The sequence below is a fragment of the Asaia bogorensis genome (assembly GCF_900465345.1).
GTDB lineage: Bacteria > Pseudomonadota > Alphaproteobacteria > Acetobacterales > Acetobacteraceae > Asaia > Asaia bogorensis_A.
In genome coordinates, this window is the sequence record NZ_UEGO01000004.1 from 185,768 (window position 1) to 210,872 (window position 25,105).

Sequence of the window (25,105 nt, forward strand, 5' to 3'; positions counted from 1 at the left end):
CAAGCTGGTAAAATCGGTTTCTGCTCACACAGATACTTGAAGGATGCTCAGAACGACAAGGCCAAGGCGTCGCGGATCATCTGCCAGGAGGCGCGGTCAGGTGCGTAGAGCAAGCCTCTTCCTGGCACAGCGGGATGATAGGGCACATCGTTCAGACGCGCGCCATAAGCCCCGGCTTCGTGCATAAGCAGCCAACCCGGACAATGATCCCACAGGCACGTGCGACTGTAAGCCAGCACATGCCCGTGCCCCCCTGCCACCAGGCGATATTCATGAGCGGCACAGCGCAAATCCCATAATCCGGTCATGGAACGCAGCGCCTGATCCGCGCGCTCCGTGTCACCCATGGGCAGTGTGCGCCAAGCGATCTTGCCGGTCACATCCTCGATACGGGAAAAAGGTCGTGCCGCCTGCATCGGATGGATTGCCCCGCAAGGATCCTCCGTCCATGCGCCCTCGCCCATCAAGGCAAGGGCAGAACTGCCTGTAACGGGGTCATGAATGACACTCGCCACCGGCACGCCATGCTCGAGAACGGCCATCATCACGCCAAAAACCGGCAAGCCGGCGGCGTAATTGGCTGTGCCATCAATAGGATCGATGGTCACACATAGCGGGGCTCTACCGGCTTGTTCGATCAGGGCCGGTTGGGTGCAGCATCGCTCTTCGCCAATCAGGACAGCCTCAGGCAACAGGCGCGCCAGCTCCCCCGCAATAAACTCTTCCGAGAGGATATCCGCAATCGTCACCAGATCGGAAGGGGACGATTTCGTCCGTATGTCAGCTTCGGACAAACGACCAAAACGTGGCATGATGATCCGTGTCGCCGCATCACGGGCGATCACGGATATATCCTCCAGCACCGCCCGCGTCACGGTGCGTGTCCGCACCGGTGTCATGATCGCCTCACCCTCGCTCAATCGTTCCTCCCTGGGACAGACCGTTATCCTCCCTCAATCCAGTATCAGGAGGATTTCAGGCAGATACAAGGCAATCCGGGTAGAGTTGGCCGAAGCGTGACCGGTCCTGCTCGAACAGCCGGACATCGAGCGTGATCTCGGTTTCCCGGTCCAGACGTTCCAGCACCTCGCCATGCTCATAGAGCCATGCCAGCGCAGCACCATTGCTGATATCGAGGCTCACACGTGTCAGGCTCATCGACGCCGTCATATGCTGATCGAGCATCGAATAAAGATTGGGCAGCCCCTCGCCTGTCATGGCCGATATGGCCACACAACCGGGATGGCGGGGCACAGCCTCGATACCGCCCATGAGGTCGGCCTTGTTCAGAACCTCGATGGTTCGCTCGGGCCAGTTTTCATCCAGCATGCCATCGCGCACCATGCCATCCAGCACGTTGATGACATCAGCACGCTGGGCGGCACTATCCGGGTGAGCAATATCGCGCACGTGGAGGATGATATCAGCCTCGGCCACTTCTTCGAGTGTCGCACGAAAGGCCGCAACCAGCTCGGTAGGCAATTCACTGATGAATCCGACCGTATCGGACAGAATGACCCTGCGCCCTGACGGCAGACGCAAACCCCGCATGGTCGGATCCAGCGTCGCAAAAAGCTGATCCTGCGCATGCACGGCGGAGCCGGTCAGCGCATTGAACAGTGTCGATTTGCCTGCGTTGGTGTAGCCCACCAGAGCGACCACCGGGAAGGGCACTTTCTTGCGGGCGGAGCGATGCAGGCCACGCGTGCGGCGTACCTGATCGAGATCCTTGCGCAATCTGACCAGCCGCTCGTCGATCATGCGACGGTCAGCCTCGATCTGGGTTTCACCCGGACCGCCAAGAAAGCCGAAACCACCCCGCTGACGCTCAAGATGGGTCCATAGCCTGACGAGACGGGAACGCTGATATTCCAGATGCGCCAGTTCTACCTGCAATACACCCTCACGGGTGGCTGCGCGTGCGCCGAAGATATCCAGAATCAGCCCGGTGCGATCGAGTACCTTGCAGTCCAGCGCCTTCTCGAGATTGCGCTGCTGGCCGGGTGAGAGTTTCGCGTCCACGATCATGACCTTGACGTCATTCTCGTGCACCAGCTCGGCCAGCTGCTCAACCTGTCCCTTGCCGAAAAGGGTCGCAGGGCGAACCGCGCGAATCGCCAGAACGGCCTGCCTGACGACAACGAGACCGATGGAAGACGTCAGCCCGACAGCCTCTTCAAGACGGGCCTCCGCAGCGCGGAACTCGTCATTGGGTGTCGGGCGCGCCCAGGGTAGAATGACCGCAGCGCGTGTCGCGGGGGGTGTCGTACTTGTCGTCACTGACACGTCTTGGGGAAACTCCAGTCCTTAAAGGCTCAACTCGCCATCCTGAGCAAAAAGCGCCAGGGGAGCGACAGGCATGATCGTGCTTACCGCATGCTTGTAGACAAGCTGGGTGTGGCCGTCACGACGCAGAATGATCGTCTCATGATCAAACTGGGGAATGACACCCTGCAGTTTCACGCCATTGACAAGAAAAACAGTCACCGGAAGCGCATGTTCCTGCAGATGCTGGAGGAACAGGGATTGTACGGTTTCACCCTCCTGAAATTCGGCAAAAGGGGGGGTCTGGGGCGACGGGGTGGGATTTGCTCTGGCCAAGATTGCTCTTCTTCTTTTCAGGTGTTTGCAGGGGCCCCTGTTCGGGGGGCCGGGAGACAACGCGTGAAACAGGCTCCCGGCTTTATGGCCCCTACCTTATCTTTATTGAGATAGGGTTTCCAGACTCACAAGGTCCGGTCTTCCGGTGTCACACCAAGCTGCTTGAGCTTGCGATGAAGGGCGCTACGCTCCATCCCGACGAAATTTGCTGTTCGGCTGATGTTGCCGCCAAAACGCAGGAGCTGCACTTGCAGATATTGCGTTTCAAACAGGTCACGTGCCTCACGCAGGGGCAGCGCCATGACATCCGCCCCGGCATCGAGACGGGTCATGGACGGCGCACCCTGGCTGACCGTGCTGGGCAGCATATCCGCACGAATGAAATCCTGACCATTGGGCATCATGATCAGCAGGCGCTCCATCAGGTTGCGCAGCTCCCTGATATTCCCCGGCCATTCATAGGATTGCAGTGCAGCCAGCGCATCAACCGACAGCTCGCGCGGCGCAAGACCGGCATTCTCGGCGTAACGGCGCAGGAAATGCTGTGCGAGTGCAGGAATATCCTCACGACGCTCGCGCAGCGAAGGCAGACGCAGCGGCACCACGGCAAGACGATAATAAAGATCCTCACGAAACCGTCCCAGGGTGATTTCGCCCTGAAGGTCGCGGTTTGTGGTGGCGATCACACGTACATCCACCTTGACCCGGGTCGAGCCACCCAGGCGCTCAAATGTCTGGTCCTGAAGTGCACGTACGATCTTGCCCTGGGTTTCCAGCGGCATGTCTGCCACTTCGTCCAGCAGCAGCGTTCCCTTGTGAGCCCGCTCCAGCACGCCGGTGCGGCGCATCACGCCATCAGATTGCCCTTCAATTCCGAACAGTTCTTCTTCGAATCGACTGGGGGCAAGCGTAGCACAATTGAGCGCGATGAAAGGCCCTGTACCACGGCGTGACCGCGCATGAACCATCCGCGCCGCAATTTCCTTGCCAGACCCGGCAGGCCCTGTGATCAGCACGCGTGAATTGGTGGGCGCCACACGCTCAATCTGCCCCCGCACGGCGCTTATGCCGGGGCCGTCACCGAAAAGCAGGGTCTCATTTCCCGAGCGCAGGCGCAGCTCGGCGTTCTCACGCTCCAGACGCGCGGCTTCCAGTGCGCGCTGGACAACGACAATCAGACGATCAGCCTGAAAGGGCTTCTCGATAAAATCATAGGCACCGTGCTGAAGGCTCGAAACGGCGGTCTCGATCGTTCCGTGGCCGGAAATCATGACGACCGGCAGTCCCGGTTCCTCAGCCTTGATCGTCTTGAGCAGATCGATGCCGTCGAGACGCGACCCCTGCAACCAGATATCGAGAATGACCAGAGACGGACGACGGGCCCGGAACGCCGCCAGAGCCTGATCCGAATTGGCGGCAACCCGCGTCTCATATCCTTCATCACGAAGGAGTCCCTCGATGAGAAGCCGGATATCCGGCTCGTCATCGACGATCAGGATTTCATGCTCCATGCGCATTCCTCATCAGAAGTTCATTGCTCCCTGCTCGTCTGGACCGCAAGGCCGGGTTGCGCGTCATACATCTCGCGCACAGGCAAGGTAAGCGTCGAGACGGTTCCACGTCCGTCCGGTCTATCCTCCAGCCTGATTCCACCTGCGTGATCCTCCATGATCTTCTTGACGATGGCGAGCCCCAGCCCCGTCCCTTTCGGTTTGTGCGTGATATACGGTTCCGTCAAGCGGTGGCGGTCAACAGAAGGCAAACCGATGCCGTCGTCAATGACCTGCACAATGGCTTCGCCCCCCGCAACTCCCAAAACGACGCGGATCTGTCCCTGAGTCGACCGCCGCTCCGCGTTTGCCTCGGCGGGGTCATATGGCTGGTCGGGCTCGCCCCGTTCCTCCCGTTCCTTTGCCGCCATGGCAACAGCATCTGCTGCATTTTGCAAAAGATTGGTAAGAGCCTGCCCTATCAGTCGTCGGTCACAATGCACAAACGGCCCACGCGACGGTACATCAGCCGTATCATAGACAATCTCGGGATGGGCGTTGCGCTGGAGAACCAGAGCCTCGCGCACCAGACGCGCCAGATCCTCATCTTTCAGAACGGGTTGCGGCATACGGGCAAAAGACGAGAATTCATCCACCATACGCCCGATATCGCCAACATGACGCACGATGGTATCCACGCATTGACCAAATGTTTCCGGATCGGAACTGATCTCGCGCAGGAAGCGACGCTTCAACCGCTCTGCCGAGAGCTGGATGGGCGTCAGTGGATTCTTGATTTCATGAGCGATGCGTCGGGCCACGTCGGCCCATGCTGCCTTGCGCTGGGCCGCCAGAAGCGCCGTGATATCATCAAACGTGACAACATAGCCTGTCGAATCATCGCTTCGTTGCTCACCCACCACACGCACCAGAAGCGTGCGACCGGATGTACCCACGCTGGGACCATCGCCAAGCACAGCCCCTCTCTCAGCGACATCAATCTGGATTTCCGCGGTGTGCGCCTCTCCGGGCTCTGCCCGCGCCTGATCGAGCATGGTGCCGAATTCCGGCACAACATCGCGCAGGGCCTGCCCCTTGCCACTGTCCAGGTCACGCTGGAGCAGTCTGGAGGCCGCGCGATTGGGTAATTCGATCACCTGATGCGCATCGAGACCAATCACGCCGGCCGACACACCGGACAGAACCGTTTCGGTGAAGCGACGCCGCTCATCAATCTGCTCATAAGCTTCCATCAGCTCGGTACGCTGGGTCGAAAGCTGATCGGTCATGCGGTTGAAAGCACGAGACAGGGTGCCAACCTCATCATCACGCCGGGCGTCGCGGGCACGCGCTTCAGGCACACGCACACTCAGATCACCCTCGCTCACCCGTCGCGCCGCAAGGATCAGGAGGCCGAGAGGCTGGGTAATCTGCTTGGCCAGAACCAGCCCCGTCAGCATGCCGATGCTGAGCACCAGCAGGCCCAGCAGCGCAAAGATCAGCGCAAAGCTCACCTGTATGGCCGAACGATGCGCATCGAGACGCTGATATTCCGAAACGACCGCATCGGTATGGCGCATATGCTCAAGAATCTTGGCATCGACCGGGCGTGTGATGACCAGCATCAGCCCGGAACTTGGCCCAAGGCTGACGACAGCGCGCACAGTACGTTCATCCGGACTATCGAGAATCGCCACGTCATTGGTGCGCGCCAGTGTCGTGGCATCCTTGGGCGGCAGGGCCATCTGCTTGCCCTGCAATGCCGCCAGCCCGCCCGACGCCACCACCTTGTTGGTGTAGGAATCGAACACCACGGCCTCGTTCAGGCCGCGTTCAGTGGCTTCCACATCCAGCATCATCCCGAGCTGACCCGGATCACGCATTAGATCCACGCCATGGCGATACATCTCGTCATTATTGGCGGTGATGATGATATTTGCGAGGGCAAAGGCCTCGGTGCGGATGTTGTCGTTATGCTCCTGCAGATAGCCTGCCGCCACGTCACGCGCTTCGGTCAACGCCGTGTTCACACGGTTGGAAAACCAGATCTGGATTCCGAAATGGAAGAACAGGGCTGCAAGCCCCCCGATCACCACAGTTGGGGCCACAGCGACCACGCCGAAAAGCGTAATCAGCCTGACATGGAGCCGCGCCCCTGCCAGACCGGTACGGCGCTCGGCGAGCATGCGCCCGACGCGCATGATGACAGCCGCCCCCAGAAGAAGCAGCACCACGAAATCGAGCAGGAACACGACGGATTCGATCTGGGGCCGGTAAGCAAAGGAAAGGCCACGCGCCAGAACAACAAATGTCGTGATCAGCAGGACCAGCGCCGCGCAGGCCAGAACCATTGCCGTCTTGAGACGGCTGACACGCCGTATAACCCGCAGGAAGGCGGAATCGTGCTCTGTCTGCGATCCGCTCCCGGGCATAGTATCATCCGGGAAGGGGTCGGACACATGCGTGATTACGGGCTTGTCCCTGTCTGTCATGACCGTGTGCGCCCTGTCTCGATGCCTAAAAGCTGCAGCCGCTTACGCAGCGTATTGCGATTGATCCCCAGAAGGGCGGCCGCCCTGATCTGGTTGCCCTCTGTCGCCCTGAGTACGAGACGGAACAAAGGTCGCTCGACTTCTGCCAGCACGCGGGCATGAAGCGACCCCTGAACATCGCTTTCAAGATCGAGCATGGAGGGAAGATAACGCGCCAGAAGCCCCTGGAAAGAGGCGGCATCAGCCGTTGTGTCCACCCGATGCAACGCAGCAAGACGCGACGCCGTCACAACCCCGCCCGCTCTGGATTGCGCAGCGTGAGACAAAAGCTGACATATCTGGCGGAAATTGCCGGGCCAGTCCTGCTGGGCTAGCCAGGCGGCACAATCCGGATGAAAAACCGCCTCTCCGCCATTCTGTTCGGCCCAGACGGCACAAAGCGCGCCCATATCGTCATGACGCTCCCGCATGGCAGGAACGGTGACACAGTGTCGGCTCAGAAGAGTCGCCAGGGCCTCATCCATGCGGCGATCCTGCACAAGGCGCGCAGGCGTCCATGTACTGGTGCAGATCACCACCGGGCGTTCATTGGCCGGTTTATTGCACAACAGCAAAAGTAGGCTGGCTTGCAGGCCTGGCTCGACAAGGCCGATCTCACCGATGAACAGGCACCCGGCCTGATCCGCCAGAGCCTCTTCAAAGGAAAGGCGATCAATGACCGGCACGAAGCGCCCCGGCCGGGCAGACTGCACCCAAAGATAACGTGCAGCTCTTGTTCGGCCGCTGCCTGCCTCACCACACAGCATGAGCGCGTCGAGCGATGGCAGGCAGGCATCGAGCCGATCTCGCAACTGTCGGACCGCTTCAGACTGCCCGTCAAAACCAAGACTCGCCGGTGCAGGATGCTTCAAGGCATGAGGCGCCATGTTCGCCGCGCCTCGGAAATCTGGCTCTGCATTTTCAGAAAGCATGCCGGGAGAGGCGCGATCGTGCGGCATCAGGAGCGCACTGACACGGTTGCGATCATCATGCGCCCGACGAGCCTGCACCGGTAAGGCAAGGCGCGGTCAGATCTTTCTCATTCAGAGAATGCAGAAGTCCGGGATAAAGGGGCGCATCATGATGCAGCGAACGCGTCATTCAGGCAGCTTCTTCAACTGCATCGCCGGAATCGGGGCGCTGATGCGTGGATTCACGGTCGCGTACGACCCCGTTGGCGATCTGCTGGTCATAGAACGCCGTGAGGTGGCCGATCACATCCTGCGCTGTATCCATCTTGTTGATGCTGGCACGAAACGCGGCTGAACCGGGAAGGCCGTGCGAGTACCAGGAGACATGCTTGCGGGCGAGACGAAGGCCGGGACGCTCGCCGAAATGGTCCAGCATCATCCCGTAATGGCGCAGAACAATGGTTTTCTCCGTCTCAAGGTCCGGATCCGGCATGTTCTCGCCCGAACGAAGCGACTGCGCCACCTGCGCCAGAAACCATGGCCGCCCGTAGCAGCCGCGACCGATCATGACGCCATCCGCCCCCGAGGCCGCCAGCGCATCACGGGCATTCTGGATGGAAACGATATCCCCGTTGACGATCACAGGCAGGGAAACGCTCTCCTTCACCGAACGAACGAAATGCCAGTCTGCCGTGCCGTTATAGAACATCTGGCGGGTGCGCCCGTGGACGGTCACAAGGCGAATACCAACATCTTCGGCAATGCGGGCCAGGCGCGGGGCATTAAGCGACTGATGATCCCACCCCATGCGCATCTTCAGCGTTACCGGCACTGAAACAGCCTTGACCGTCGCTTCCAGCAAGGCCGCAGCCTTGACCTCATCACGCATGAGCGCGGATCCGGCAGATTGCCCCACCGCCACTTTTTTCACAGGACAGCCAAAGTTGATGTCAATCAGGTCGGCTCCCTGATCCACGGCAATCTTTGCGGCCTGCGCCATCGCCTCGGGATCACATCCTGCCAGCTGAACGGAGTTGGGGCCGTTCTCGGCGCTGCGCGCCATGCGCAGGGTGTTCTCGTTCTCACGCACCATGGCCCATGAGGCGATCATTTCCGACACCACAAGCCCGGCACCGAGATCACGCGCCAGCTGACGGAAGGGCAGATCCGTAACACCCGACATCGGCGCCAGAATGACCGGCGTCTCGATCACGACACCGCCGCCAAGATCGATCGGGCGTAGTTCAAGGCCGTGGCTCGACCCAGCCACGTCGGAAGAGGAGAGATTGCTCATGATGGACCAAGGATACCGGCGGCCCTTGCGTGAAGCAATCAGAGATCGTCTCTCGTGGCACAGAGAGTCCCTTGCACAACCCGGCTTCTCACGCGTCGGGATCGTTCAGCTTGCCGGGCTTGCCAGCGCTTTGGTCAGACGGGTCAGAGCGGCCTCATCCGCAGGCAGGCCGAAACGCAGCAAGGTTTCATCCCATGCAAAGCGTCGCACCAGTATTCCGGCCTGCGCCAGCCTTTCCCATATCTCCTGGGCATGGGCCGTTCGCCAGAGGCTGAAAAGCAGCGTTCCTCCCACAAATGACAGGCCGGCATCATGCAGGATGTGACGCAGGATTTGCGTCTGATGCGCGAGACGCAGGCCCATCGAGTCGCGCCAGGCCGTGTCCAGCAGCGCCTCTCGCCCGATCTGGCAACCGGCTGTGCTTACGGCCCAAGGGCCCATGATTTCCCGCATGGCCTGAAGCACCGGATGGGTACCCAGCAGAAAGCCAAGACGGACCCCCGCGAGACCATAGGTCTTGCCGAAAGAGCGACAGATAATCAGGGCCCTGTGCGGCAGCAGGGACGCTGCACTGACGGGTTGGAAATCGGCAAAGGCTTCGTCAATGACCAGCACCCCGCCAGCATGGCCGTGACTTTCGGCGAGAAAGGCTATCTCTCCGACGCTCAGACCGTGCCCTGTCGGATTATTGGGCGCGCAGATGATCGTCACGATGTTCCTTCCCGGCATCGGCAGGGATGCACCATGCGGAATGAAGGTGATCGGTACCCCCGCTGCTGCCCAAGCGGTCTCATGCCCGCTATAGGTGGGTGTCAGGATGCGAACACCCTCTACCCTTTGCAGCCGCGAGAGCATGACAGGCAACAACCCGATCAGTATCTGCGTGCCCGGACCCGCCAGCACATGGTCTGGCGACACGCCGTAAGCCTGTGATGCCGCAAGACGCAGCGCCTCTTCCTCCGCGGGATCAGGCAGGCGCGACAGGGCATCCGCCCCGGGCGGGGTGAACGGATAGGCGAACGGATTGATGCCTGTCGAAAGATCAATCAGGGGGGTGGGAGCCTGCGGAAAGCGACGCACCAGCGTGCTCAGCTGGCCCCCATGCGCGGGCCAGGGCGTCATGCTATGATGCCGTTCCTCATGCTTTGCGGTCATCTTGCTCCATGTTCCTTCTCCTGACCCTTTGCGCTCTCGTGACAGAGAGCGTGTTCGGGTATCCGGACGCCCTGTTCCGCCTCATTGGCCACCCGGTAACATGGATTGGCCGGCTGATCACGGCACTGGACAAGGGGCTCAATCCGCTCGATCTCCCCTCCTGCGCGTCATCCCCCCGAGGGCAACGCTCGATCGTCGATATCCGGGCGCGTGGTTTGCTGGCACTTGTCCTCATCATCGCTGTCCCGACAGGGCTTACGATCGGAGCACAGGCTCTTGCCCGCGCCGCCCTGCCCATGCCGGTCACTTTCTGCCTCGAAATCTGCGCGGCCAGCACACTGATTGCCGGGCGATCCCTTCATGATCATGTACGGGCGGTTCTGACCGGGCTGCGCGCAGATGGCCTTGACGGTGGGCGCAAGGCGGTCGCGATGATTGTCGGGCGCGACCCCGAGTCTCTCGATCTCGCTGGCGTGGTTCGCGCTGCCACGGAAAGTCTGGCCGAAAATTTCTCCGACGGTGTTGTGGCCCCTGTCTTCTGGCTGGCCGTTTTCGGCTTGCCCGGCGCCGTGGCCTACAAGGCCATCAATACGGCAGACAGCATGATCGGCCATATGACGCCGCGCCATGAGGCTTTCGGACGTGCCGCAGCGCTCTGCGATGACTGCGTGAATATCCCGGCATCCCGTCTGACCGCGCTCTGGCTCATTCTGGCGAGTCTGGCACCGGGCTATTCGACGCGAGGTGCCCTGCGCACGGTATGGCGTGATGCCTCCCACCATCGCTCCCCCAATGCGGGATGGCCGGAAGCAGCCATGGCTGGCGCGCTGGCTTTGCGTCTGGCAGGCCCCAGGCAGTATGGTGGCACAGTCATTGCCGATTCCTGGATGGGCGATGGGAAAATGACGGCCGACACCCGCGATCTTGCCCGCGCCCTCACACTCTACCGTCTGGGGTGCCTGATACAGGGCGGCTTCCTGCTCGCCCTGTTTTGTGGAGTATGCTCATGAGCCCCCCCGCCTGTACCAGTGCGCCGGTTTTCGATCAGGATTTTCGCGACAGGCTCGACACGTTGTTCCAGTGGCGCCGCGATGTCCGCCATTTCCGGCGCGACCCTGTCCCTGAAGCGGTGCTCGACCATCTGCTGGCGGTGACCTGCGCCACCCCGTCGGTGGGACTCAGCCAACCATGGCGTTTCATGCGCATTGACGCACCCGAGCGCCGCGAGGCCGTGCGTCGGGAATTCATGCTACGCAATGCCGAAGCTCTGGCCGCAAGAAGCGCCACGGATAACACGGCCTATGCCCGCCTCAAGCTCGCAGGGCTTGAGGATGCCCCGCATCATATTGCCGTCTTCTGTGACCCCGACCCCGCTCAGGGGCGTGGTCTGGGGCGCATGACCATGCCTGAAACGGTCCAGTGGTCGGCGGTCATGGCCATTCATGGTTTCTGGCTGGCAGCGCAGGCCCATAACGTCGGGCTGGGCTGGGTGTCCATTCTCGACCCGGCGCATATGAACCCGCTTCTGGATGCCGATCCGCACTGGCAGTTCATGGCCTATCTCTGCGTTGGCTATCCCGAGGAGGAGCACAGCACCCCCGAGCTGGAAAGACGCGGCTGGGAGCAGCGCTCGGGCGATCGTCATCGGTGGATCCTGCGCTGAGCAGCGCCCGGATTACGTCCGGCGCCGCTCAGCCCTGATCTTGCCCCTCTGGGCGACTGACCGCCCCACGCTGCCCCCCTTCAATCGGGAAAGGGCAGCCCGTGGGCGGCGCAGCTCATCCAGTCTATGAACAGACGCACTGCCGCCGAACGCTGTTTTGTCGGGTAGGCATAGGCCAGAATATCACCGCTCTGAGCTGACCACTCAGGCAGGATCTTGACCAGCTGAGACGCAACACTCGGATGATCGTAAAGAAAATCCGGCAGGACCGAATAGCCCTGCCCGGCCATCAGACTCTCAAGAATCAGGTTGATTGGCCCCAGCGACAGATAAGGGCTTGATCCCAGACTACGGGGCTCACCGCCGGCAGAGAGGCGCCACCCATCCCGTCCGGGATCATCGACATAGCCAATGAACGGCAGTCGGACGAGCTGATCGAAACTCTCCACCGGGCCATACTGATCCAGAAAGCCACGCCCCGCCACCAGATGCCGCTCATACCCGCCGATCCGTCGCACATGCAGTGAAGGATCATCGAAAGGACGAGTGCGTATCGCCACATCGAACCATGTCATCTTGGCTTCAGACACGTCATCACCCAGAGAAAAACTGATCTGGCATGATGGATATCGTGCGGCGAAGGCATGAACCACCGGCAGGACGACATATCGCCCATAGGCGGCATTGGCGAGGATATGCAGCTTTCCCTGGGGAATCGAGCCGTGATTCTGCGTGTCAAGAAAAGCTGTCTCGATAGCCTCTACACCCGAATTGCAGCGCCGGTAGAACACCTCGCCAGCCCGTGTCGGGAGAATCTGTTTTGACGTTCTGATCAGCAGATCGGTCTGCAGGAACGCCTCAAGTTCGATAATCGCCTTGCTTATAACGCTTTTTGACACGCCGAGCGTACGCGCTGCACCGGAGATCGACCCCGCCTCGACCACCGATATGAAGTAAACCATGCCATTGAAATTTATCTTTTTTCTCATGGATTCCCTCAGGGATCGTTCTAAAAAACCGCACGATCCGTCGCAAAATTTTTCCTTGTTTTTACACAGCATTTCAGTTGATGCTCAGGATCGTAAAAACATGATGAAACTTTAGATACTGAACAGTCTTGTCCGTTACACATCGTTAAATATGACAAACGAACCAAATAGGTAACACCGCCTTTACGAATGTCTCACTAGAAAACGCGGCATACGATAAAAAACAAGACCGGAGATTGAGATGCACCGATTTAATCCGCCTTCTACATTGCATAGTGAAACCGTGAACAAGTGGAATAACTCCTCGGAGAATTCTTCATTCGTTCGTAATTTTTCCGACTCCCATCATGAATATTACGAGTCGAAAATGGTATTCGGCGACACATCCGATGTGCTCGACAATGACAGCGCGACACATTGCGCCGTAAATGACGGTCTGGATGACGCTATTTCTTTTCTGGGCACCGATACGGGACTTCTGTCGAGCGCACAGAACGATCCCGTGTCAATCCGGGTCGTGTGGAACCTGCTGGAAAATGTCTCTCGGGTTTACCTCCCGAAGATTTCCTCCACCAGCGTTGATGAGACAGTTTGCCTATCCGTGAAGGGTGATCCTTATTCGGTGCGCGAAAATGGCGTCATGCTCGATGCTTTGAATTATGTACGCATGCTGTTCTCTGAAACGGCGCGGGCTATGCCTGCTTTCTGAAATCCGGTTTTCTGCATCTCATGGCCCGTGCCGGACGGGCCACCGGAAGCAACTTCCAGCTTCCCCCCGGCACACAGGCAGAATAAAGCGTCCTGCAAGCGACCCATCAGATCGACAAAAGCCGATCAACCGCGACATGCTCTTCAAGGTGATCCGCCAGCGCATCGAGCACGGTTTCGATACGTGCCCTGTTATCGAACGGGGAAGATCCCGCGCCAAGCCATGACAGGAATGCAGCGCGCGCTGCCGCCTGATCGAACAGGCCATGCAGATAGGTGCCACGAACACGGCCATCCTCCGAACAAGCTCCATCCATCCGCCCATCGGCAAAGCACAATACGGGCCGTGACAGGGCTGGCCCCTGTGTAACCCCGGCATGAATCTCGTAACCCGAAACCTCAGCACCTGACGGCAGAAGATGGCCGCCTGTCTGACGCACGGTCTTGCCTGGCATTAGGCTGGTCTCGATATCGAGATATCCGAGCCCCTCGCGGGTTTGAGGGGTGCCCTCCAGACCATGCGGATCACTCACGTTGCGCCCGAGCATCTGGTACCCGCCACAGATCCCCAGAATATGACCGCCACGCCGATGATGCGCTGCCAGATCGACATCCCAGCCCTGCCCCCGGAAGAAATCCAGATCGGCAATCGTCGCCTTCGATCCCGGCAGAATGACCAGATCGCAGACAGGCAGTGCCTCACCCGGCGGTACAAAGACCAGCGACAGGGCCGGCTCGGCGCGCAGGGCATCCATATCATCGAAATTGGCAATCATGGGCATAAGCGGCACCGCCACACGCCACGTACCTGCCCCCTGCCAGCCGGTGGGCAGATCGCCCGTATCCTCTGGCGGCAATTCGCGCATCGATGGAAAGAACGGGACCAGACCGCAGGGTGTCCAGCCGGTGTGCTCGGCAATGAAACTCATGCCACTGGCAAACAGGCTGGCATCGCCACGCATACGATTGACGATAAACCCCTTGATGCGTTCGGCATCCGAGGGCGGCAGAACCGTGCGCGTTCCAACCAGGCTGGCAATGACACCCCCGCGGTCGATATCGCCTATGAGGATAACGGGGAGATCGGCCGCCTCGGCAAACCCCATATTCGCTATGTCATTGGCGCGCAGATTGACCTCTGAGGCCGAGCCCGCCCCTTCAACCAGCACAATATCCGCCTGAGCTTGCAGGTGATGAAAGCTCTCAAGCACGGCAGGCATCAGAAGAGGCTTTACCGCCTGATACTCACGCGCCTTGCGCTGCCCCCATATCTTGCCTTGCAGGATGATCTGCGATCCATGCTCTGATTGCGGCTTGAGCAGGACCGGGTTCATGTGCACGCATGGCGCCACCCCGCAGGCCAACGCCTGAAGCGCCTGGGCACGGCCGATTTCGCCACCATCTGGCGTTACGGCAGCATTGTTGGACATGTTCTGGGGCTTGAAGGGCCGTACACGCAGTCCGCGCCGTGTCAGTGCACGAGCCAGACCGGCCACCAGAACAGATTTGCCAACATTGGAGCCCGTTCCCTGAAACATCAGGGCGCGAGGGCTCAAAATTCGAAGCCCTGCTGGGCTTTTACACCATCACGGAAATGATGTTTCACCAGGGTCATCTCGGTGACCAGATCTGCAGCCTCGATCAGCCATGCCGGGGCATTACGCCCGGTAATGACAACATGCTGATGCGCGGGGCGGCTGCCCAGACCTGCCAGCACCGTGGCCTCGTCGAGATAGCCATAGCGTAACGCAATATTCAGCTCATCCAGCACCACCAGCGCCACATCCTCGCGTGCCAGCGCCACACAGGCCTGCTCCCAGGCCCGCTTGCAGGCGGCAATGTCCCGCTCACGGTCCTGCGTCTCCCAGGTGAATCCCTCTCCCAGTGCGTGAAACTGCGCCAGATCGCCAAAGCGGGCGAGTGCCCGCCTTTCGCCTGTATCCCATGCCCCCTTGATGAACTGCACGACAACCACCTTGCGCTCATAGCCAAGCATACGCAGGGCAAGTCCGAAAGCCGCTGTGGACTTGCCTTTACCGGGGCCGGTATGGACCGCAATCAACCCTTTCTCGATCGTCTTTTCAGCCACCTCACGGTCCTGCACCTCCTTGCGGCGCTGCATTTTCGTGCGGTGACGATCACGTTCGGCCTCCGAGGAATTCCCCTCAGGGGTTGCGGGCAGGTCACTCATCGCATTCGTCTCCAGACACGTCATCTTCAGAAAGTAGCCTCCCGAAGGAGGCCATAAGCGTGGTCATTTCATTTCGAGTGCACAGCCTGCCGCGACAAACAGGACGCGCTGCGCCCGCTGGGCCAGTTTCTGGTGCAGCAGCCCTGCCTCATCCCTGAACCGTCGTGCAAGGGCATTTTCTGGCACGATGCCGAGCCCGACCTCATTGCCGACCAGCACTGTCAGGGCGCTGCGCCTGTCCAGCGCATCAAGCAGGGTTTCGGTCGCCTGTTCAATATCGCGCTCCTCGAGAATCAGGTTGGTGAGCCACAAGGTCAGGCAATCCACAAGCGCTGGTTCGGGCACGTCCAGCGCCGTAGCCAGATCGAGGGGGGCCTCGATTGTTTCCCAACCGGCGCCGCGCTGTGCCTGATGCAGGGCGATGCGGGAGCGCATTTCATCATCCCAGGCACGCCCTGTCGCGATATAGCGCCACGGCCCCGGCTCCGCCGTTACGAGCGCTTCGGCATGGCGGCTCTTACCGGATCGGGCACCACCCAGAACAAGTATGGTTTTCATGACCGCTCCCCCTTGCAGAACCGCGCTTATCCCAACACAAAGGCGCCATGTCACCTTTCTGCTCTCTCGAAACCCTCCGGAACGCGTGCGAAACCCTGCCGGAGCCCGATGCTGCGGCACAAGACGCCATCAGGGAGCGAGAGGCACGGCTGACAAAACCTGCTGGAAGCCTTGGGCGTCTCGAAACACTCGTTTCCTGGTTCGGCGCCTGGCGTCCCCTGCAAATCAATCAGGCAGCGATCTGCCTTTTTGCTGGCAATCACGGCGTTCTGGCGCAGGGCGTCTCGGCCTGGCCGGCCAGCGTGACCGCTGCCATGATCAGCAATTTCAGACAGGGTGGAGCCGCCATCAACCAGCTGGCCAATCAGGCCGGTGCGTCGCTTCACGTCGTGCCCGTGGGGGACCTCAACCCCAGCGCGGACCTGACATGCGCGCCGGCGCTCACGACAGAGGCCTTTCTTCAGGCTGTCTCGACGGGATACGACGCCGTCCCGGCGCAATGCGATCTGCTCGCCCTTGGTGAAATGGGTGTGGGCAATACCACCGCAGCGTCGGCGCTGGCTGCCGCCCTGTTTGGCGGGGATGGCGCAACATGGGCAGGCCGAGGCGCAGGGCTGGATGACGACGGTATTGCACGCAAGGCCAGGGCCATCGACAAGGCGCTGGCCCTGCATGGTCGTGAACACCCACCTCTGGAACTCGCGCGACGTTATGGCGGATGGGAACTGGCTGCCCTGCTGGGGGCCACGCTGGCCGCCCGTCACCGGCGCATACCTGTCGTACTCGATGGCTTTGTCGTGACGGCCTCGGTCGCGCCTCTGGCGCTGATGCATCCCTCTGGCCTGTCCCACACCGTGCTGGGCCATTGCTCGGGCGAGCAGGGCCATAGCCGCCTTTCCGCCCATCTCGATCTTGAGCCATTACTCGATCTGGGGCTGCGCCTTGGAGAGGGGTCCGGGGCCGCTCTGGCCATCCCGCTTGTGCGCGCGGCCCTCGCCTGCCACAATGGCATGGCAAGTTTTGATGATATTGCCGTTCTTGATGAGAATAATCGATCAATAAAGAGCTAAATGCCTATCATTCGCGCAGATTTCGCTGCGGGTCTCAGCCTGCTGACACGCTTGCCAACAGGCTGGCTTCATGCCCCCGACAAGAAGATAGACCTGACACGGTCCAGCTGGTGCTGGCCTCTGATCGGGGGGGCCATCGGTGCGCTTACCGGCACTGTGATGGTACTGTGCATACGCCTTGGCATGCCAGCCATCGTTGCCACGGGCTGGGCCATCGCCTTTCAGCTTTTCCTGACAGGCGCCCTTCATGAGGACGGGTTTGCCGATACGGTGGATGGGTTTTTCGGCGGCCGTACGCCAGAGCGCAGGCTTGAGATCATGCGCGACAGCCGGATCGGCAGTTATGGCGGGCTTGCGCTCAGCCTGCTGATGCTGCTGCGGGCTGGCACCATGACAACCCTTGCCACCCAGCCGATCCATATCATCTCGATTCTGGCAACAGCCGGGGCCTTCTCGCGCCTGTCACTCATGCTGCCCCTGCTCTGGCTGCGTCCTGCCAGAGCCGATGGACTGGCCCATGAGCTGCGCCACCTGCCAGCACGTGGCCTGCTGATTGCCATGATCCTGACCGCCCTGATCGCCAGCTCTCTTTCCGTACTTGGGGCGCTGTCTCTTTTTCTCGTGGCCTGTCTGGCCACACTTGGCCTGTGCAGCGTCGCCTATCGCCTGATAGGCGGCTACACAGGCGACGTGCTGGGGGCGACTGCCATCATCACCGAGCTTGTGGTTCTGACGGGGGCCAGCCTGCACGGGTTCGACAAACTCCCCCTGTAAACGTCAGGGCCTCTAACCCCGCGCAGAGTTAAAAGGCCCGAACGCTGTCAGTCGAGTACGGCGCAGGCGATACGTGCACCGGCGCCACCGATCGGCTGGGTCGTATAATCATCGGGGCTGATGTGGATGATCAGTGCCGCACCGTCGGCATCCTTGAGCGCGGGTCGCTCACCTGCACCATGCAGCGAAACAAGCGTCGAATACAGCTCGACAGTCGCTGTGCCATCGGGTGCTACATAAAGATTGGGCAGATCACCAGCATCATTCGCGTTTGGCGTAAGCAGACCATGCACGACAGGCGTCACCGCATGAACATGACCGCCCGCGCTTGTGAATTTCGGTGGGGTGCAGCTGCCTTTCTCATGGAAATGCATGCCATGCCAGCCGGGCGCCAGACCCTGAGCCGTGATACGCAGCAGAACACCCCGTGGGGCTTCGGTCACGCTGACCGTTCCATGCGCCTTGCCGTCCGTGCCAAGCAATGTGCCCCTGGCACTGTCTGCCGCCTGCGCCTGCGACAGACCGGCAGGGGAGAGAGCGATGACCGCCCCCCCCAGGAGAAAAACAGAAAGCATCTTGTTCATGGCATGACGCATGAGATCTGACCTCGACGTTGAAGAGAACGCTGCTGCTCCGAAACGGATGACAGCCGGGAAAGGTTCTGGACGGGAAACAGAAAGCTTGCCTGAGTTGAGACCGCTTCGCAACATGCCGTCTTGACACGCTATCCCGGTTATTCCCGGTCCAGAACCGTGTGCCACGCTTGTGCCGCCCGCGTTCCTGCCCGAAACTGGTTTTGCTCACCCCCAGGCACAAAGAGGCAACGCCATGCTCGAACTCAGGCCCAATTGTGAATGTTGCAACACAGATCTCTCCCCCGCTACGAACGATGCCATGATCTGCTCTTTCGAGTGCACATTCTGCGTGCGCTGCGCCACCGATCACCTTAAGGGCGTATGTCCCAATTGCAGCGGTGATCTGGTGCCCCGCCCTGTGCGGCCATCACGCTTTCTGGCCTCCAGCCCGGCGTCGACGCGCCGTGTGTTACGGGAGCAACCCTGCCCCAGCCTTTGAGCCGTTCCTGAAGTCGTTTTTAAACCGGAATTTTCTAACACCCTGCGTGTCGATGCTCTAGCCTCAGGCCATGCGTAGGCCGTGAGCCCTGCCAGCATGGTGCTGACAGCTCACGGCATATCCGAAGGTACACGAGGCTGATTGGTCATGGCAGACAAGGCTTCAAGCCCCTCGTCCGGTGCGTGGCGCTGGCTTGGTGTGGCGTCTCTTCCCTGCCTGCTCGCCATCGGCTTCGCTGTTGCTGGCGGGTGGTTGAGCCCCCACAGGGTCACACAGAATACATTGCTCGGCGCCTTGCAGGGCGTGGACGGCCATCATCCGGGCTTTCGGCGCAACCATGCCAAAGGCGTCTGTGTCACAGGGTGGTTCGAAGGCAATGGTGCCGCCGCCACCTATTCCACAGCCCCCTTCTTCGAGGCAGGTCGCGTGCCGGTCATCGGGCGCTTCGCTCTTGCCGGTGGAATGCCCTATCAGGGTGACGCACCGGGCAAGGTGCGCTCGCTGGCGCTGAGTCTGGAAGCACCGAACGGGCAGGAATGGCGCATGGGCGTCAATGACATCCCTGTCTTTCCGGTTCGCACACCGGCGGAGTTCCAGTCACTCCAGATCGCTGTTCGCCCCGATCCGGCCACGGGCAAGCCTGACCCAGCGCGCGTGCAGGCTTTCAAAGCGTCCCATCCGTGGCTGGCTGAAGCCGGCGCGGCGCTGGCCAAAAGGCCGATTACCCCCGGATTTGAAAACGATCGCTATAACAGCCTCGATTCCTTTCTGCTGCACGATGCCAAGGGGGGCACAACCCCTATGCGCTTCGCCCTGCGCCCTGCGGAAGATGTTGTAACCACCCCCCTGACAGGCGATGATGCCCTCTTCGAGCAGCTTGCCGCGGCCATGAGTGCTCATCCCCTGCGCTGGACGCTGGTGCTTACCCTTGCCGGTCCAGGCGATGCCATCAATGACCCAAGCAAGGCCTGGTCTGCGCAGGACAGGCAGATCGAGGCTGGCACCCTGACGCTTGACAGGATCGAGAGCGAGGAGACCGGCCCCTGCACCGGCATCACCTATGACCCGTTGATCCTGCCGCAGGGGATAAGCGCCTCGGACGATCCGGTTCTTCAGGCCCGTTCAGCGGCCTATATGCGCTCTTTTGCCGAACGGTCACGCGAGCCCGTGCCTCAGCCTGCCGTCACACCCACGACGCTTGAGCAGAAGATGCCGGAGAAAGCATCATGAGCCCTCACCCTGTTTTCAGCCTGACATCGCGCCTGCTGCACTGGATGATGGCTGTACTGATTCTGATCATGATCTTTGTCGGTCTGTTCATGGCCTCCGGTGTGGGGCCGCACTACCATAGCCTTGTGTCGTTTCACCGCCCGCTGGGCATGGCCATTCTGCTTCTGGCTGTCCTGAGGTTGCTTAACCGCTGGCTGAACCCGCCTCCTGCCCTGCCCGCCGATCTGCCGAATCTCATGGCGCTCATGGCCAAAGCGTCGCACTGGACGCTTTACGCGCTCATGATCGGGTTACCTCTGGTCGGCTGGGCCATGCTCTCGGCGGGCGGTTACCCAATCCCGCTTCTGGGCCACAGCTTTCTTCTGCCCCCGATCCTGCCACATGATGCAGCACTCTGGGGCTGGCTACGCCTCGCCCATACCATACTGGCCTTCTGTCTTTTCGGGCTCATCCTAGCCCATAGCGGGGCAGCGCTTTTTCATTTCCTGATCAGGCGCGACAGGGTGTTCCAGAGCATGACGGGGCAGGATCACGAGATCTGACATCGGCACCTTCCGCTGCCCTCTTGCAAAGCCGCGGGGCAACGGTTCATGGGAGGCAAAACATCTCCGGATCCTCTTGTCATGCCGCGTGTCCCTTCCCCCGCCTTTGGTCTCGCCCTTGCCCTGCTGGCGTGGCAGCCCCGGCCTGCTCTGGCCAGTGAGACAACCGACAGGGCTCTCATCGTCAGCCGGGTCGATACGCTCTGTGCGGCCGTGCAGCAGAGCGCGCCCCCTGCGAGCGACCGGCCGGATCCGGCGCAACGCGAGGCGTTACGGGGATGTGACAGCGAGGCCCTGTATTTTGGTATCGGCATGAAGGCCGATCCCGTCAGGGCGCGACTCTGTGCCTTTACCGAACAGTCCCGGGAATCATCCCGGGTCGTGTGGGGTTATACAGGCAGCCATCTGCTGATGATGATCTACGCCAATGGCGAGGGGACTGCCCGCAACATTGCCTATGCACAGAATCTGGCCTGTTCCACCTCTTTTGCCCCGGCGGAGCGCGACCTGCGGGTGTTGCATCTGCAGGCCATATCCGAAGGCACGGACAAGGCTCCTTTCGATTACTGCCATGACGCCACGGCGGGCGTTACGAGCGGCTATTGCGCAGCCCATCAGGCAAGGATTGCGAGCGAAGTCGAGAACCGGAAAATCCGGGATTTTGCGTCCAGCCTTCCTCTCTCTGCCCGCCCGGCATTTTCCGCGCTTGTGGCGCAACAGAAACTCTGGGGAGAGGCCCGCGCCGCCAATGAGACGGATCTTTCAGGCTCGCTGCGCGCGGCTTTCGAGATACAGGAGCGCATGCTGCAACTGCGCGACTTCACCCAGATGCTGGCGCGCCTCGGGCATAGGCCCCTGCCGCCTCTCGGCAACGCGCAGCTCAATACCGCCAACACGCGCATGCAGATGGCTCTGAGACGGCTTGCTGGCCAGAAAAACATCGGCGGCACAACCATCAATTCGAGTGACATCGAAAAGGCCCAGAGCGCTTTTCTGGCCTACCGGCAGGCATGGGGTAGTTTCGCCACCACAGCTTATCCTCACTGGGGGCGTGACGCCGCCGAAGCCTGGGTCACGATGAAACGGGCCGATATGCTGGAACACCTCGCCGCCTTGCTGGATTGAAGGACGCAAGCAGGGAGATAACCGGTGCCAGACCAGCATCAGCCTCCCGGATATGAAAAAAGCGACCGAATGGTCGCTTTTTCCCGTTTCAATCCGGCTGAGACTTTCAGTCAACCAGCTGGAAAGACAGACCCTGACCACCGGCGGCGAGATGCGCCCCACGTGTTGCAGTCGTGATCTTGATCTTCACGCCATTGCTGTTGCTCAGAATGGCGCCACCGATCCCACGATCCAGCGTCGCGTCGCCATTCAGAGCGCCGTAACCGCCATCGAAATCGTGCAGGTTCTTCAGATTATATACGACACCCGTTGCCTCGATCTTCGAGAAACCGACAGCAGCAATATTGCCGCCCGAAATCTTGAAGCGATAGGTCTTGTGGCCATAGGTCAGTGTGCCTTGGCCCCAGGTGTAGCCAATGCCCACATCGGCAGATTTTGCCATCAGGGTGATGTGGCCAACGGGGGTGCCCAGTGCGTCGGGGGCTGCATGCGCTACCGGCATGACGGCCAGAGCCGCTGCGGCAAAGGTCGAAGCAGCAAGGGCACGGCGGGTAAATGAGCGCATTGTTATTGTTCCTCTCAGAAAGGGAATGCGTTGCGGTTCGTTAACTCCCTGCATCGCTTTTCGTTCCCGCCCCGCCTGCATGATCGCGAGGCGTTGACCTCAAGGCGGGCCAACGCTGCACGAAGGGCGTACGGGGGGTGGTTCAGTCGCGCTGCGGCGGGGCCATGAAATCCGGCTCAATGGCATCAGGCACATTGTCACGCAGGATAGTCTCGATTTCGGCCTTTTCCTGCTCGCTCAATGACCAGCCATAGGCCTCGGCCACTCCGTCAATCTGTTCCGGCTTGCGTGCGCCCCAGAGCGCCACCGTCGGCCCCTGATCGAGCACCCAGCGAATGGCCAGCGCCAGAATGGATTTGTCGTGACGCGCGGCGATGGCCTTCAGCGCTTCGACAGCAGCGAGATAGCGTCCGAATACTGGCTGCTGGAATTTCGGATCGCTGCTGCGCAGGTCATCCTTGGGGAAATGCGTTTCACCCGTCATCTTGCCCGCCAGAAGGCCGCGACAGAGAGGACCATAGGCCATCACGATTGCGTCATGAGCCTTGGCATAAGGCAGAATGTCACGCTCGGTCGTGACGCGCTCGAACAGGTTATAGGGCGGCTGGATGGTGCTGATCGGGGTGATGGCCCCGAACCGGTCCATATCATCAACCGAGAAATTGCTAACCCCGATGGCACGGATCTTGCCTTCGCGACGAAGCTTCTCCAGCTCATGGGCAGTTTCCTCAACCGGCGTCTTGCCGTCAGGCCAGTGCACCTGCTCCAGATCGATCACATCGGTCCCAAGGCGTCGCAGAGAGTCTTCCACCTCCTTGCGGATGCGTTCGGGACGGCTGTCACGATAGACTTTCTGATCATCTGTCCAGGCCAGACCAAGCTTTGTGGCCAGCACGACCTTGTCGCGTCGACCGCCCTCCAACGCCCGACCGATAACCTCCTCGCTGTGGCCAAACCCGTAAACCGGCGCTGTATCGATGAAGTTGATTCCGTTATCGATCGCCTTGTGAATGGTGCGTATGGCGTTGTCGTCATCGGGGCCACCCCACATCCAGCCGCCAATTGCCCATGTTCCCAGGGCGATGCGGGTTACAGGCTTGTCGATATTCCTGATGCTGATCGTATCGGCTGTCATGACAGGTTTCTCCATTCGTGTGAGGTCACATGCTGTTTCATACGGTGGAGAACCGTGTTCGTTGCCTCACTTGCGCCTGATGCGCCGAGCGGGCATCACCGCAGATCATGACACGCCGCGCCCGCCTTACTTCCGTGCTTGATCGCCTTGGTTTCGGGGCGACGCTGCTTCTGCCTGTCTTTCTGACTCATGGCAGGCTGTTTTCAGAGATCATGATGGACCTGCTGGCCGTCGGCCTGCTGGCGCGATCGGCGCTGGGGCTTGGCTGGGGCTGGGGTCGGCAGTTCTGGGTCCGTGTGGCCCTGCTGTGGTGGGGTTGGCAGATTGTTTGCTCACTGCCCCATATCGGCATTGGCTCGTCGCAGGCGCTCACGCAGTCCATTCTCGCCATACGGTTTCCCCTCATGGCGGCAGCCCTTCAGGTCTGGACGCTGCGCGATGAACCATCACGGGCGACAATGCGCTGGGTTCTGGTCACCTGTTGCGGATATTTCGTGCTGCAATTTCTGGTGCAGGCCATCTTCGGGCATAATCTCTTCGGCTACCCGCGTTATATCGACGGGACGCTGACCGGACCCTATGCCCACCCCAGAGCGGCAGCGCCTTTCTCCCGTCTGGTACTGCCGGTCATGATGCTGGGCTGCGCCTGGCTGATGGCCCGCCCCATCAAGGCACCTGCCACAGGCTCCCCGGGAACGCGCAACGGCAATCCGCACAGGACAACCCTCCCCGTTTTCATGGCCATGAGTGGGCTGGCTGTTATTGTGCTGGGGATTATGGTCCTGGCCGGGCAGCGTATTCCCATGGCGCTTACCGCGCTCGGGATCGGCATTTGTGCCCTGTTCTATCGCCCTTTGCGCCCTGCTGCCCTGGTCGGGGCCCTCAGTCTGCCCGTCCTGGTCTTGCTGGTGCGCGTTCTTGCGCCTCAGGCTTTTCAGCATCTCATCGTGTTGGCCGCTCATCAGCTCTCGCATTTCTGGGAGTCGCATTACGGTCTGGTCTTTACCCGTGCGATTGTCATTGCGCAGGCCCATCCCGTCACCGGGCTCGGTTACGACGCCTTCCGTCACGCCTGCGCCGATCCGGCCTATCTGCATGGTCTGCCCTGGCTCAGCACAGCCAGCGATGGCGGCGGCACAGGCATCTGCGTCCAGCATGCGCATAATCACTATCTGCAGGCGCTGACCAATGCCGGACTACCGGGGCTCTTCCTGTTCGGTGGGCTGGTTTTTGCGTGCCTGCGCGCACTCTGGCCTGTGCAAGGGGCTCATCATGCCTGGCGCATCGGCCTGTTCGCGGCCTTCTTCGTTCAGGAATGGCCCTTTGCCTCAGCCAGCGACTTCCTCAACCTGCCTCTCGGCGGATGGGCCTTCATGCTGCTTGGCGTCGGACTGGCCGAGGCCGCGGCCCTGGGGGCCCCGACCTTGGGGGCCGCCTCTGTTCCTCGCGACAAGGCAACCCTATATGCAGTGCCGACCGTAACCTCTCGCTAAGACCCG

General features: G+C 60.7%; 25 protein-coding genes. 10 read left to right on the top strand and 15 right to left on the bottom strand.

Translation table 11 applies throughout. The annotated features are described in order from the left end of the window. Positions 1-47: 47 nt before the first annotated feature. The 8 genes from ED655_RS02905 to ED655_RS02940 form a co-directional block, all read right to left on the bottom strand. A complete protein-coding gene (locus ED655_RS02905) occupies positions 48-920 on the bottom strand; it encodes an inositol monophosphatase family protein (RefSeq protein WP_122048894.1) in 873 nt (290 codons plus the stop codon). Positions 921-975: 55 nt separating this feature from the next. Further along, a complete protein-coding gene (hflX, locus tag ED655_RS02910; RefSeq protein ID WP_122048895.1) occupies positions 976-2,280 on the bottom strand; it encodes a GTPase HflX in 1,305 nt (434 codons plus the stop codon). Between the two features lie 27 nt (positions 2,281-2,307). Continuing rightward, positions 2,308-2,601 (bottom strand): RNA chaperone Hfq, encoded by a 294-nt coding sequence (gene hfq / locus ED655_RS02915; protein ID WP_122048896.1) that lies wholly within the window; start codon positions 2,599-2,601, stop codon positions 2,308-2,310. A 125-nt stretch (positions 2,602-2,726) separates the two neighbouring features. Then, positions 2,727-4,112, bottom strand: a complete 1,386-nt coding sequence (gene ntrX, locus ED655_RS02920; protein ID WP_122048897.1) for a nitrogen assimilation response regulator NtrX — start codon at positions 4,110-4,112, stop codon at positions 2,727-2,729. 20 nt (positions 4,113-4,132) lie between these two features. Further along, positions 4,133-6,442, bottom strand: a complete 2,310-nt coding sequence (locus tag ED655_RS02925) for a sensor histidine kinase NtrY-like (protein WP_240993467.1) — start codon at positions 6,440-6,442, stop codon at positions 4,133-4,135. A 137-nt stretch (positions 6,443-6,579) separates the two neighbouring features. Continuing rightward, positions 6,580-7,509: a helix-turn-helix domain-containing protein gene (locus ED655_RS02930; protein WP_162993360.1), complete on the bottom strand. Its 930-nt coding sequence runs from the start codon at positions 7,507-7,509 to the stop codon at positions 6,580-6,582. A gap of 214 nt (positions 7,510-7,723) precedes the next feature. Next, the gene (gene dusB / locus ED655_RS02935) at positions 7,724-8,827 is read right to left on the bottom strand and encodes a tRNA dihydrouridine synthase DusB (protein WP_122048899.1); all 1,104 of its coding nucleotides are present in this window, start codon (positions 8,825-8,827) and stop codon (positions 7,724-7,726) included. Between the two features lie 105 nt (positions 8,828-8,932). After that, positions 8,933-9,982 carry a threonine-phosphate decarboxylase gene (locus ED655_RS02940; RefSeq protein ID WP_122048900.1) on the bottom strand — a complete coding sequence of 350 codons (1,050 nt, stop codon included), beginning with the start codon at positions 9,980-9,982 and terminating at the stop codon, positions 8,933-8,935. 8 nt (positions 9,983-9,990) lie between these two features. Between ED655_RS02940 and cbiB the strand changes: the two genes are divergently transcribed. Together cbiB and bluB are read left to right on the top strand one after the other, a co-directional pair. Then, a complete protein-coding gene (gene cbiB, locus ED655_RS02945) occupies positions 9,991-10,992 on the top strand; it encodes an adenosylcobinamide-phosphate synthase CbiB (RefSeq protein ID WP_122048901.1) in 1,002 nt (333 codons plus the stop codon). Continuing rightward, the gene (bluB, locus tag ED655_RS02950) at positions 10,989-11,645 is read left to right on the top strand and encodes a 5,6-dimethylbenzimidazole synthase (RefSeq protein ID WP_122048980.1); all 657 of its coding nucleotides are present in this window, start codon (positions 10,989-10,991) and stop codon (positions 11,643-11,645) included. The genes cbiB and bluB overlap by 4 nt, the downstream gene beginning before the upstream one ends. Positions 11,646-11,725: 80 nt before the next feature. Here bluB and ED655_RS02955 read toward each other — a convergent pair whose 3' ends face one another. Next, the gene (locus tag ED655_RS02955; protein WP_162993362.1) at positions 11,726-12,634 is read right to left on the bottom strand and encodes a LysR family transcriptional regulator; all 909 of its coding nucleotides are present in this window, start codon (positions 12,632-12,634) and stop codon (positions 11,726-11,728) included. Between the two features lie 241 nt (positions 12,635-12,875). On the opposite strand from ED655_RS02955, the gene ED655_RS02960 reads away from it, so the two are divergent. Further along, positions 12,876-13,343 (top strand): hypothetical protein, encoded by a 468-nt coding sequence (locus tag ED655_RS02960; RefSeq protein ID WP_162993363.1) that lies wholly within the window; start codon positions 12,876-12,878, stop codon positions 13,341-13,343. 106 nt (positions 13,344-13,449) lie between these two features. Here the strand turns inward: ED655_RS02960 and ED655_RS02965 are convergent, their stop codons facing one another. The 3 genes from ED655_RS02965 to cobU all read right to left on the bottom strand — a co-directional run bounded on the left by ED655_RS02965 (position 13,450) and on the right by cobU (position 16,091). Then, a complete protein-coding gene (locus tag ED655_RS02965; protein ID WP_122048904.1) occupies positions 13,450-14,880 on the bottom strand; it encodes a cobyric acid synthase in 1,431 nt (476 codons plus the stop codon). 14 nt (positions 14,881-14,894) lie between these two features. After that, positions 14,895-15,533: a cob(I)yrinic acid a,c-diamide adenosyltransferase gene (gene cobO / locus ED655_RS02970; RefSeq protein ID WP_122048905.1), complete on the bottom strand. Its 639-nt coding sequence runs from the start codon at positions 15,531-15,533 to the stop codon at positions 14,895-14,897. Between the two features lie 63 nt (positions 15,534-15,596). Next, on the bottom strand, positions 15,597-16,091 hold the full coding sequence (gene cobU / locus ED655_RS02975) for a bifunctional adenosylcobinamide kinase/adenosylcobinamide-phosphate guanylyltransferase (protein WP_122048906.1): 495 nt from the start codon (positions 16,089-16,091) through the stop codon (positions 15,597-15,599). Positions 16,092-16,138: 47 nt separating this feature from the next. Between cobU and cobT the strand changes: the two genes are divergently transcribed. Then, a complete protein-coding gene (gene cobT / locus ED655_RS02980) occupies positions 16,139-17,161 on the top strand; it encodes a nicotinate-nucleotide--dimethylbenzimidazole phosphoribosyltransferase (protein ID WP_122048907.1) in 1,023 nt (340 codons plus the stop codon). Continuing rightward, on the top strand, positions 17,162-17,935 hold the full coding sequence (locus ED655_RS02985; protein ID WP_031240178.1) for an adenosylcobinamide-GDP ribazoletransferase: 774 nt from the start codon (positions 17,162-17,164) through the stop codon (positions 17,933-17,935). Positions 17,936-17,982: 47 nt separating this feature from the next. On the opposite strand, the gene sodC is transcribed toward ED655_RS02985, so the two are convergent. Further along, entirely contained in the window at positions 17,983-18,510 is a 528-nt protein-coding gene (sodC, locus tag ED655_RS02990) for a superoxide dismutase[Cu-Zn] (protein WP_408735638.1), read from the bottom strand. Positions 18,511-18,763: 253 nt separating this feature from the next. Here sodC and ED655_RS02995 point away from each other — a divergent pair, with 253 nt between their 5' ends. The 4 genes from ED655_RS02995 to ED655_RS03010 all read left to right on the top strand — a co-directional run bounded on the left by ED655_RS02995 (position 18,764) and on the right by ED655_RS03010 (position 21,906). Further along, entirely contained in the window at positions 18,764-19,009 is a 246-nt protein-coding gene (locus ED655_RS02995) for a DUF1272 domain-containing protein (protein ID WP_122048908.1), read from the top strand. A 147-nt stretch (positions 19,010-19,156) separates the two neighbouring features. After that, positions 19,157-20,239, top strand: coding sequence for a catalase family peroxidase (locus ED655_RS03000; protein ID WP_122048909.1), 1,083 nt, complete (start codon positions 19,157-19,159; stop codon positions 20,237-20,239). Continuing rightward, a complete protein-coding gene (locus tag ED655_RS03005; protein WP_122048910.1) occupies positions 20,236-20,781 on the top strand; it encodes a cytochrome b in 546 nt (181 codons plus the stop codon). Before ED655_RS03000 ends, ED655_RS03005 begins: the two co-directional genes overlap by 4 nt. 81 nt (positions 20,782-20,862) lie before the next feature. Next, complete coding sequence (locus ED655_RS03010) at positions 20,863-21,906, top strand: hypothetical protein (RefSeq protein WP_122048911.1); 1,044 nt, start codon at positions 20,863-20,865, stop codon at positions 21,904-21,906. A 106-nt stretch (positions 21,907-22,012) separates the two neighbouring features. On the opposite strand, the gene ED655_RS03015 is transcribed toward ED655_RS03010, so the two are convergent. Both ED655_RS03015 and ED655_RS03020 read right to left on the bottom strand, forming a co-directional pair. Continuing rightward, complete coding sequence (locus ED655_RS03015; RefSeq protein WP_023977874.1) at positions 22,013-22,471, bottom strand: hypothetical protein; 459 nt, start codon at positions 22,469-22,471, stop codon at positions 22,013-22,015. A gap of 142 nt (positions 22,472-22,613) precedes the next feature. Beyond that, positions 22,614-23,606, bottom strand: a complete 993-nt coding sequence (locus ED655_RS03020) for an aldo/keto reductase (RefSeq protein WP_240993462.1) — start codon at positions 23,604-23,606, stop codon at positions 22,614-22,616. Between the two features lie 107 nt (positions 23,607-23,713). On the opposite strand from ED655_RS03020, the gene ED655_RS03025 reads away from it, so the two are divergent. Further along, positions 23,714-25,099: an O-antigen ligase family protein gene (locus tag ED655_RS03025; RefSeq protein WP_122048913.1), complete on the top strand. Its 1,386-nt coding sequence runs from the start codon at positions 23,714-23,716 to the stop codon at positions 25,097-25,099. Positions 25,100-25,105: the final 6 nt, after the last annotated feature.

Coding starts and splice junctions, on each gene's coding strand:
- bluB (WP_122048980.1), top strand. CDS start 10,989: ATGAGCCCCCCCGCCTGTACCAGTGCGCCGGTTTTCGATCAGGATTTT.
- ED655_RS02930 (WP_162993360.1), bottom strand. CDS start 7,509: ATGGCGCCTCATGCCTTGAAGCATCCTGCACCGGCGAGTCTTGGTTTT.
- ED655_RS03005 (WP_122048910.1), top strand. CDS start 20,236: ATGAGCCCTCACCCTGTTTTCAGCCTGACATCGCGCCTGCTGCACTGG.
- ED655_RS02955 (WP_162993362.1), bottom strand. CDS start 12,634: ATGAGAAAAAAGATAAATTTCAATGGCATGGTTTACTTCATATCGGTG.
- ED655_RS02965 (WP_122048904.1), bottom strand. CDS start 14,880: ATGTTTCAGGGAACGGGCTCCAATGTTGGCAAATCTGTTCTGGTGGCC.
- ntrX (WP_122048897.1), bottom strand. CDS start 4,112: ATGGAGCATGAAATCCTGATCGTCGATGACGAGCCGGATATCCGGCTT.
- cobO (WP_122048905.1), bottom strand. CDS start 15,533: ATGAGTGACCTGCCCGCAACCCCTGAGGGGAATTCCTCGGAGGCCGAA.
- ED655_RS02960 (WP_162993363.1), top strand. CDS start 12,876: ATGCACCGATTTAATCCGCCTTCTACATTGCATAGTGAAACCGTGAAC.
- cobU (WP_122048906.1), bottom strand. CDS start 16,091: ATGAAAACCATACTTGTTCTGGGTGGTGCCCGATCCGGTAAGAGCCGC.
- dusB (WP_122048899.1), bottom strand. CDS start 8,827: ATGAGCAATCTCTCCTCTTCCGACGTGGCTGGGTCGAGCCACGGCCTT.
- cobT (WP_122048907.1), top strand. CDS start 16,139: ATGTCACCTTTCTGCTCTCTCGAAACCCTCCGGAACGCGTGCGAAACC.
- ED655_RS02995 (WP_122048908.1), top strand. CDS start 18,764: ATGCTCGAACTCAGGCCCAATTGTGAATGTTGCAACACAGATCTCTCC.
- ED655_RS02985 (WP_031240178.1), top strand. CDS start 17,162: ATGCCTATCATTCGCGCAGATTTCGCTGCGGGTCTCAGCCTGCTGACA.
- ED655_RS03010 (WP_122048911.1), top strand. CDS start 20,863: ATGCCGCGTGTCCCTTCCCCCGCCTTTGGTCTCGCCCTTGCCCTGCTG.
- ED655_RS03025 (WP_122048913.1), top strand. CDS start 23,714: ATGACACGCCGCGCCCGCCTTACTTCCGTGCTTGATCGCCTTGGTTTC.
- cbiB (WP_122048901.1), top strand. CDS start 9,991: ATGTTCCTTCTCCTGACCCTTTGCGCTCTCGTGACAGAGAGCGTGTTC.
- ED655_RS02925 (WP_240993467.1), bottom strand. CDS start 6,442: ATGGTTCTGGCCTGCGCGGCGCTGGTCCTGCTGATCACGACATTTGTT.
- ED655_RS03020 (WP_240993462.1), bottom strand. CDS start 23,606: ATGACAGCCGATACGATCAGCATCAGGAATATCGACAAGCCTGTAACC.
- ED655_RS02940 (WP_122048900.1), bottom strand. CDS start 9,982: ATGACCGCAAAGCATGAGGAACGGCATCATAGCATGACGCCCTGGCCC.
- ED655_RS03000 (WP_122048909.1), top strand. CDS start 19,157: ATGGCAGACAAGGCTTCAAGCCCCTCGTCCGGTGCGTGGCGCTGGCTT.
- ED655_RS03015 (WP_023977874.1), bottom strand. CDS start 22,471: ATGCGCTCATTTACCCGCCGTGCCCTTGCTGCTTCGACCTTTGCCGCA.
- sodC (WP_408735638.1), bottom strand. CDS start 18,510: ATGCTTTCTGTTTTTCTCCTGGGGGGGGCGGTCATCGCTCTCTCCCCT.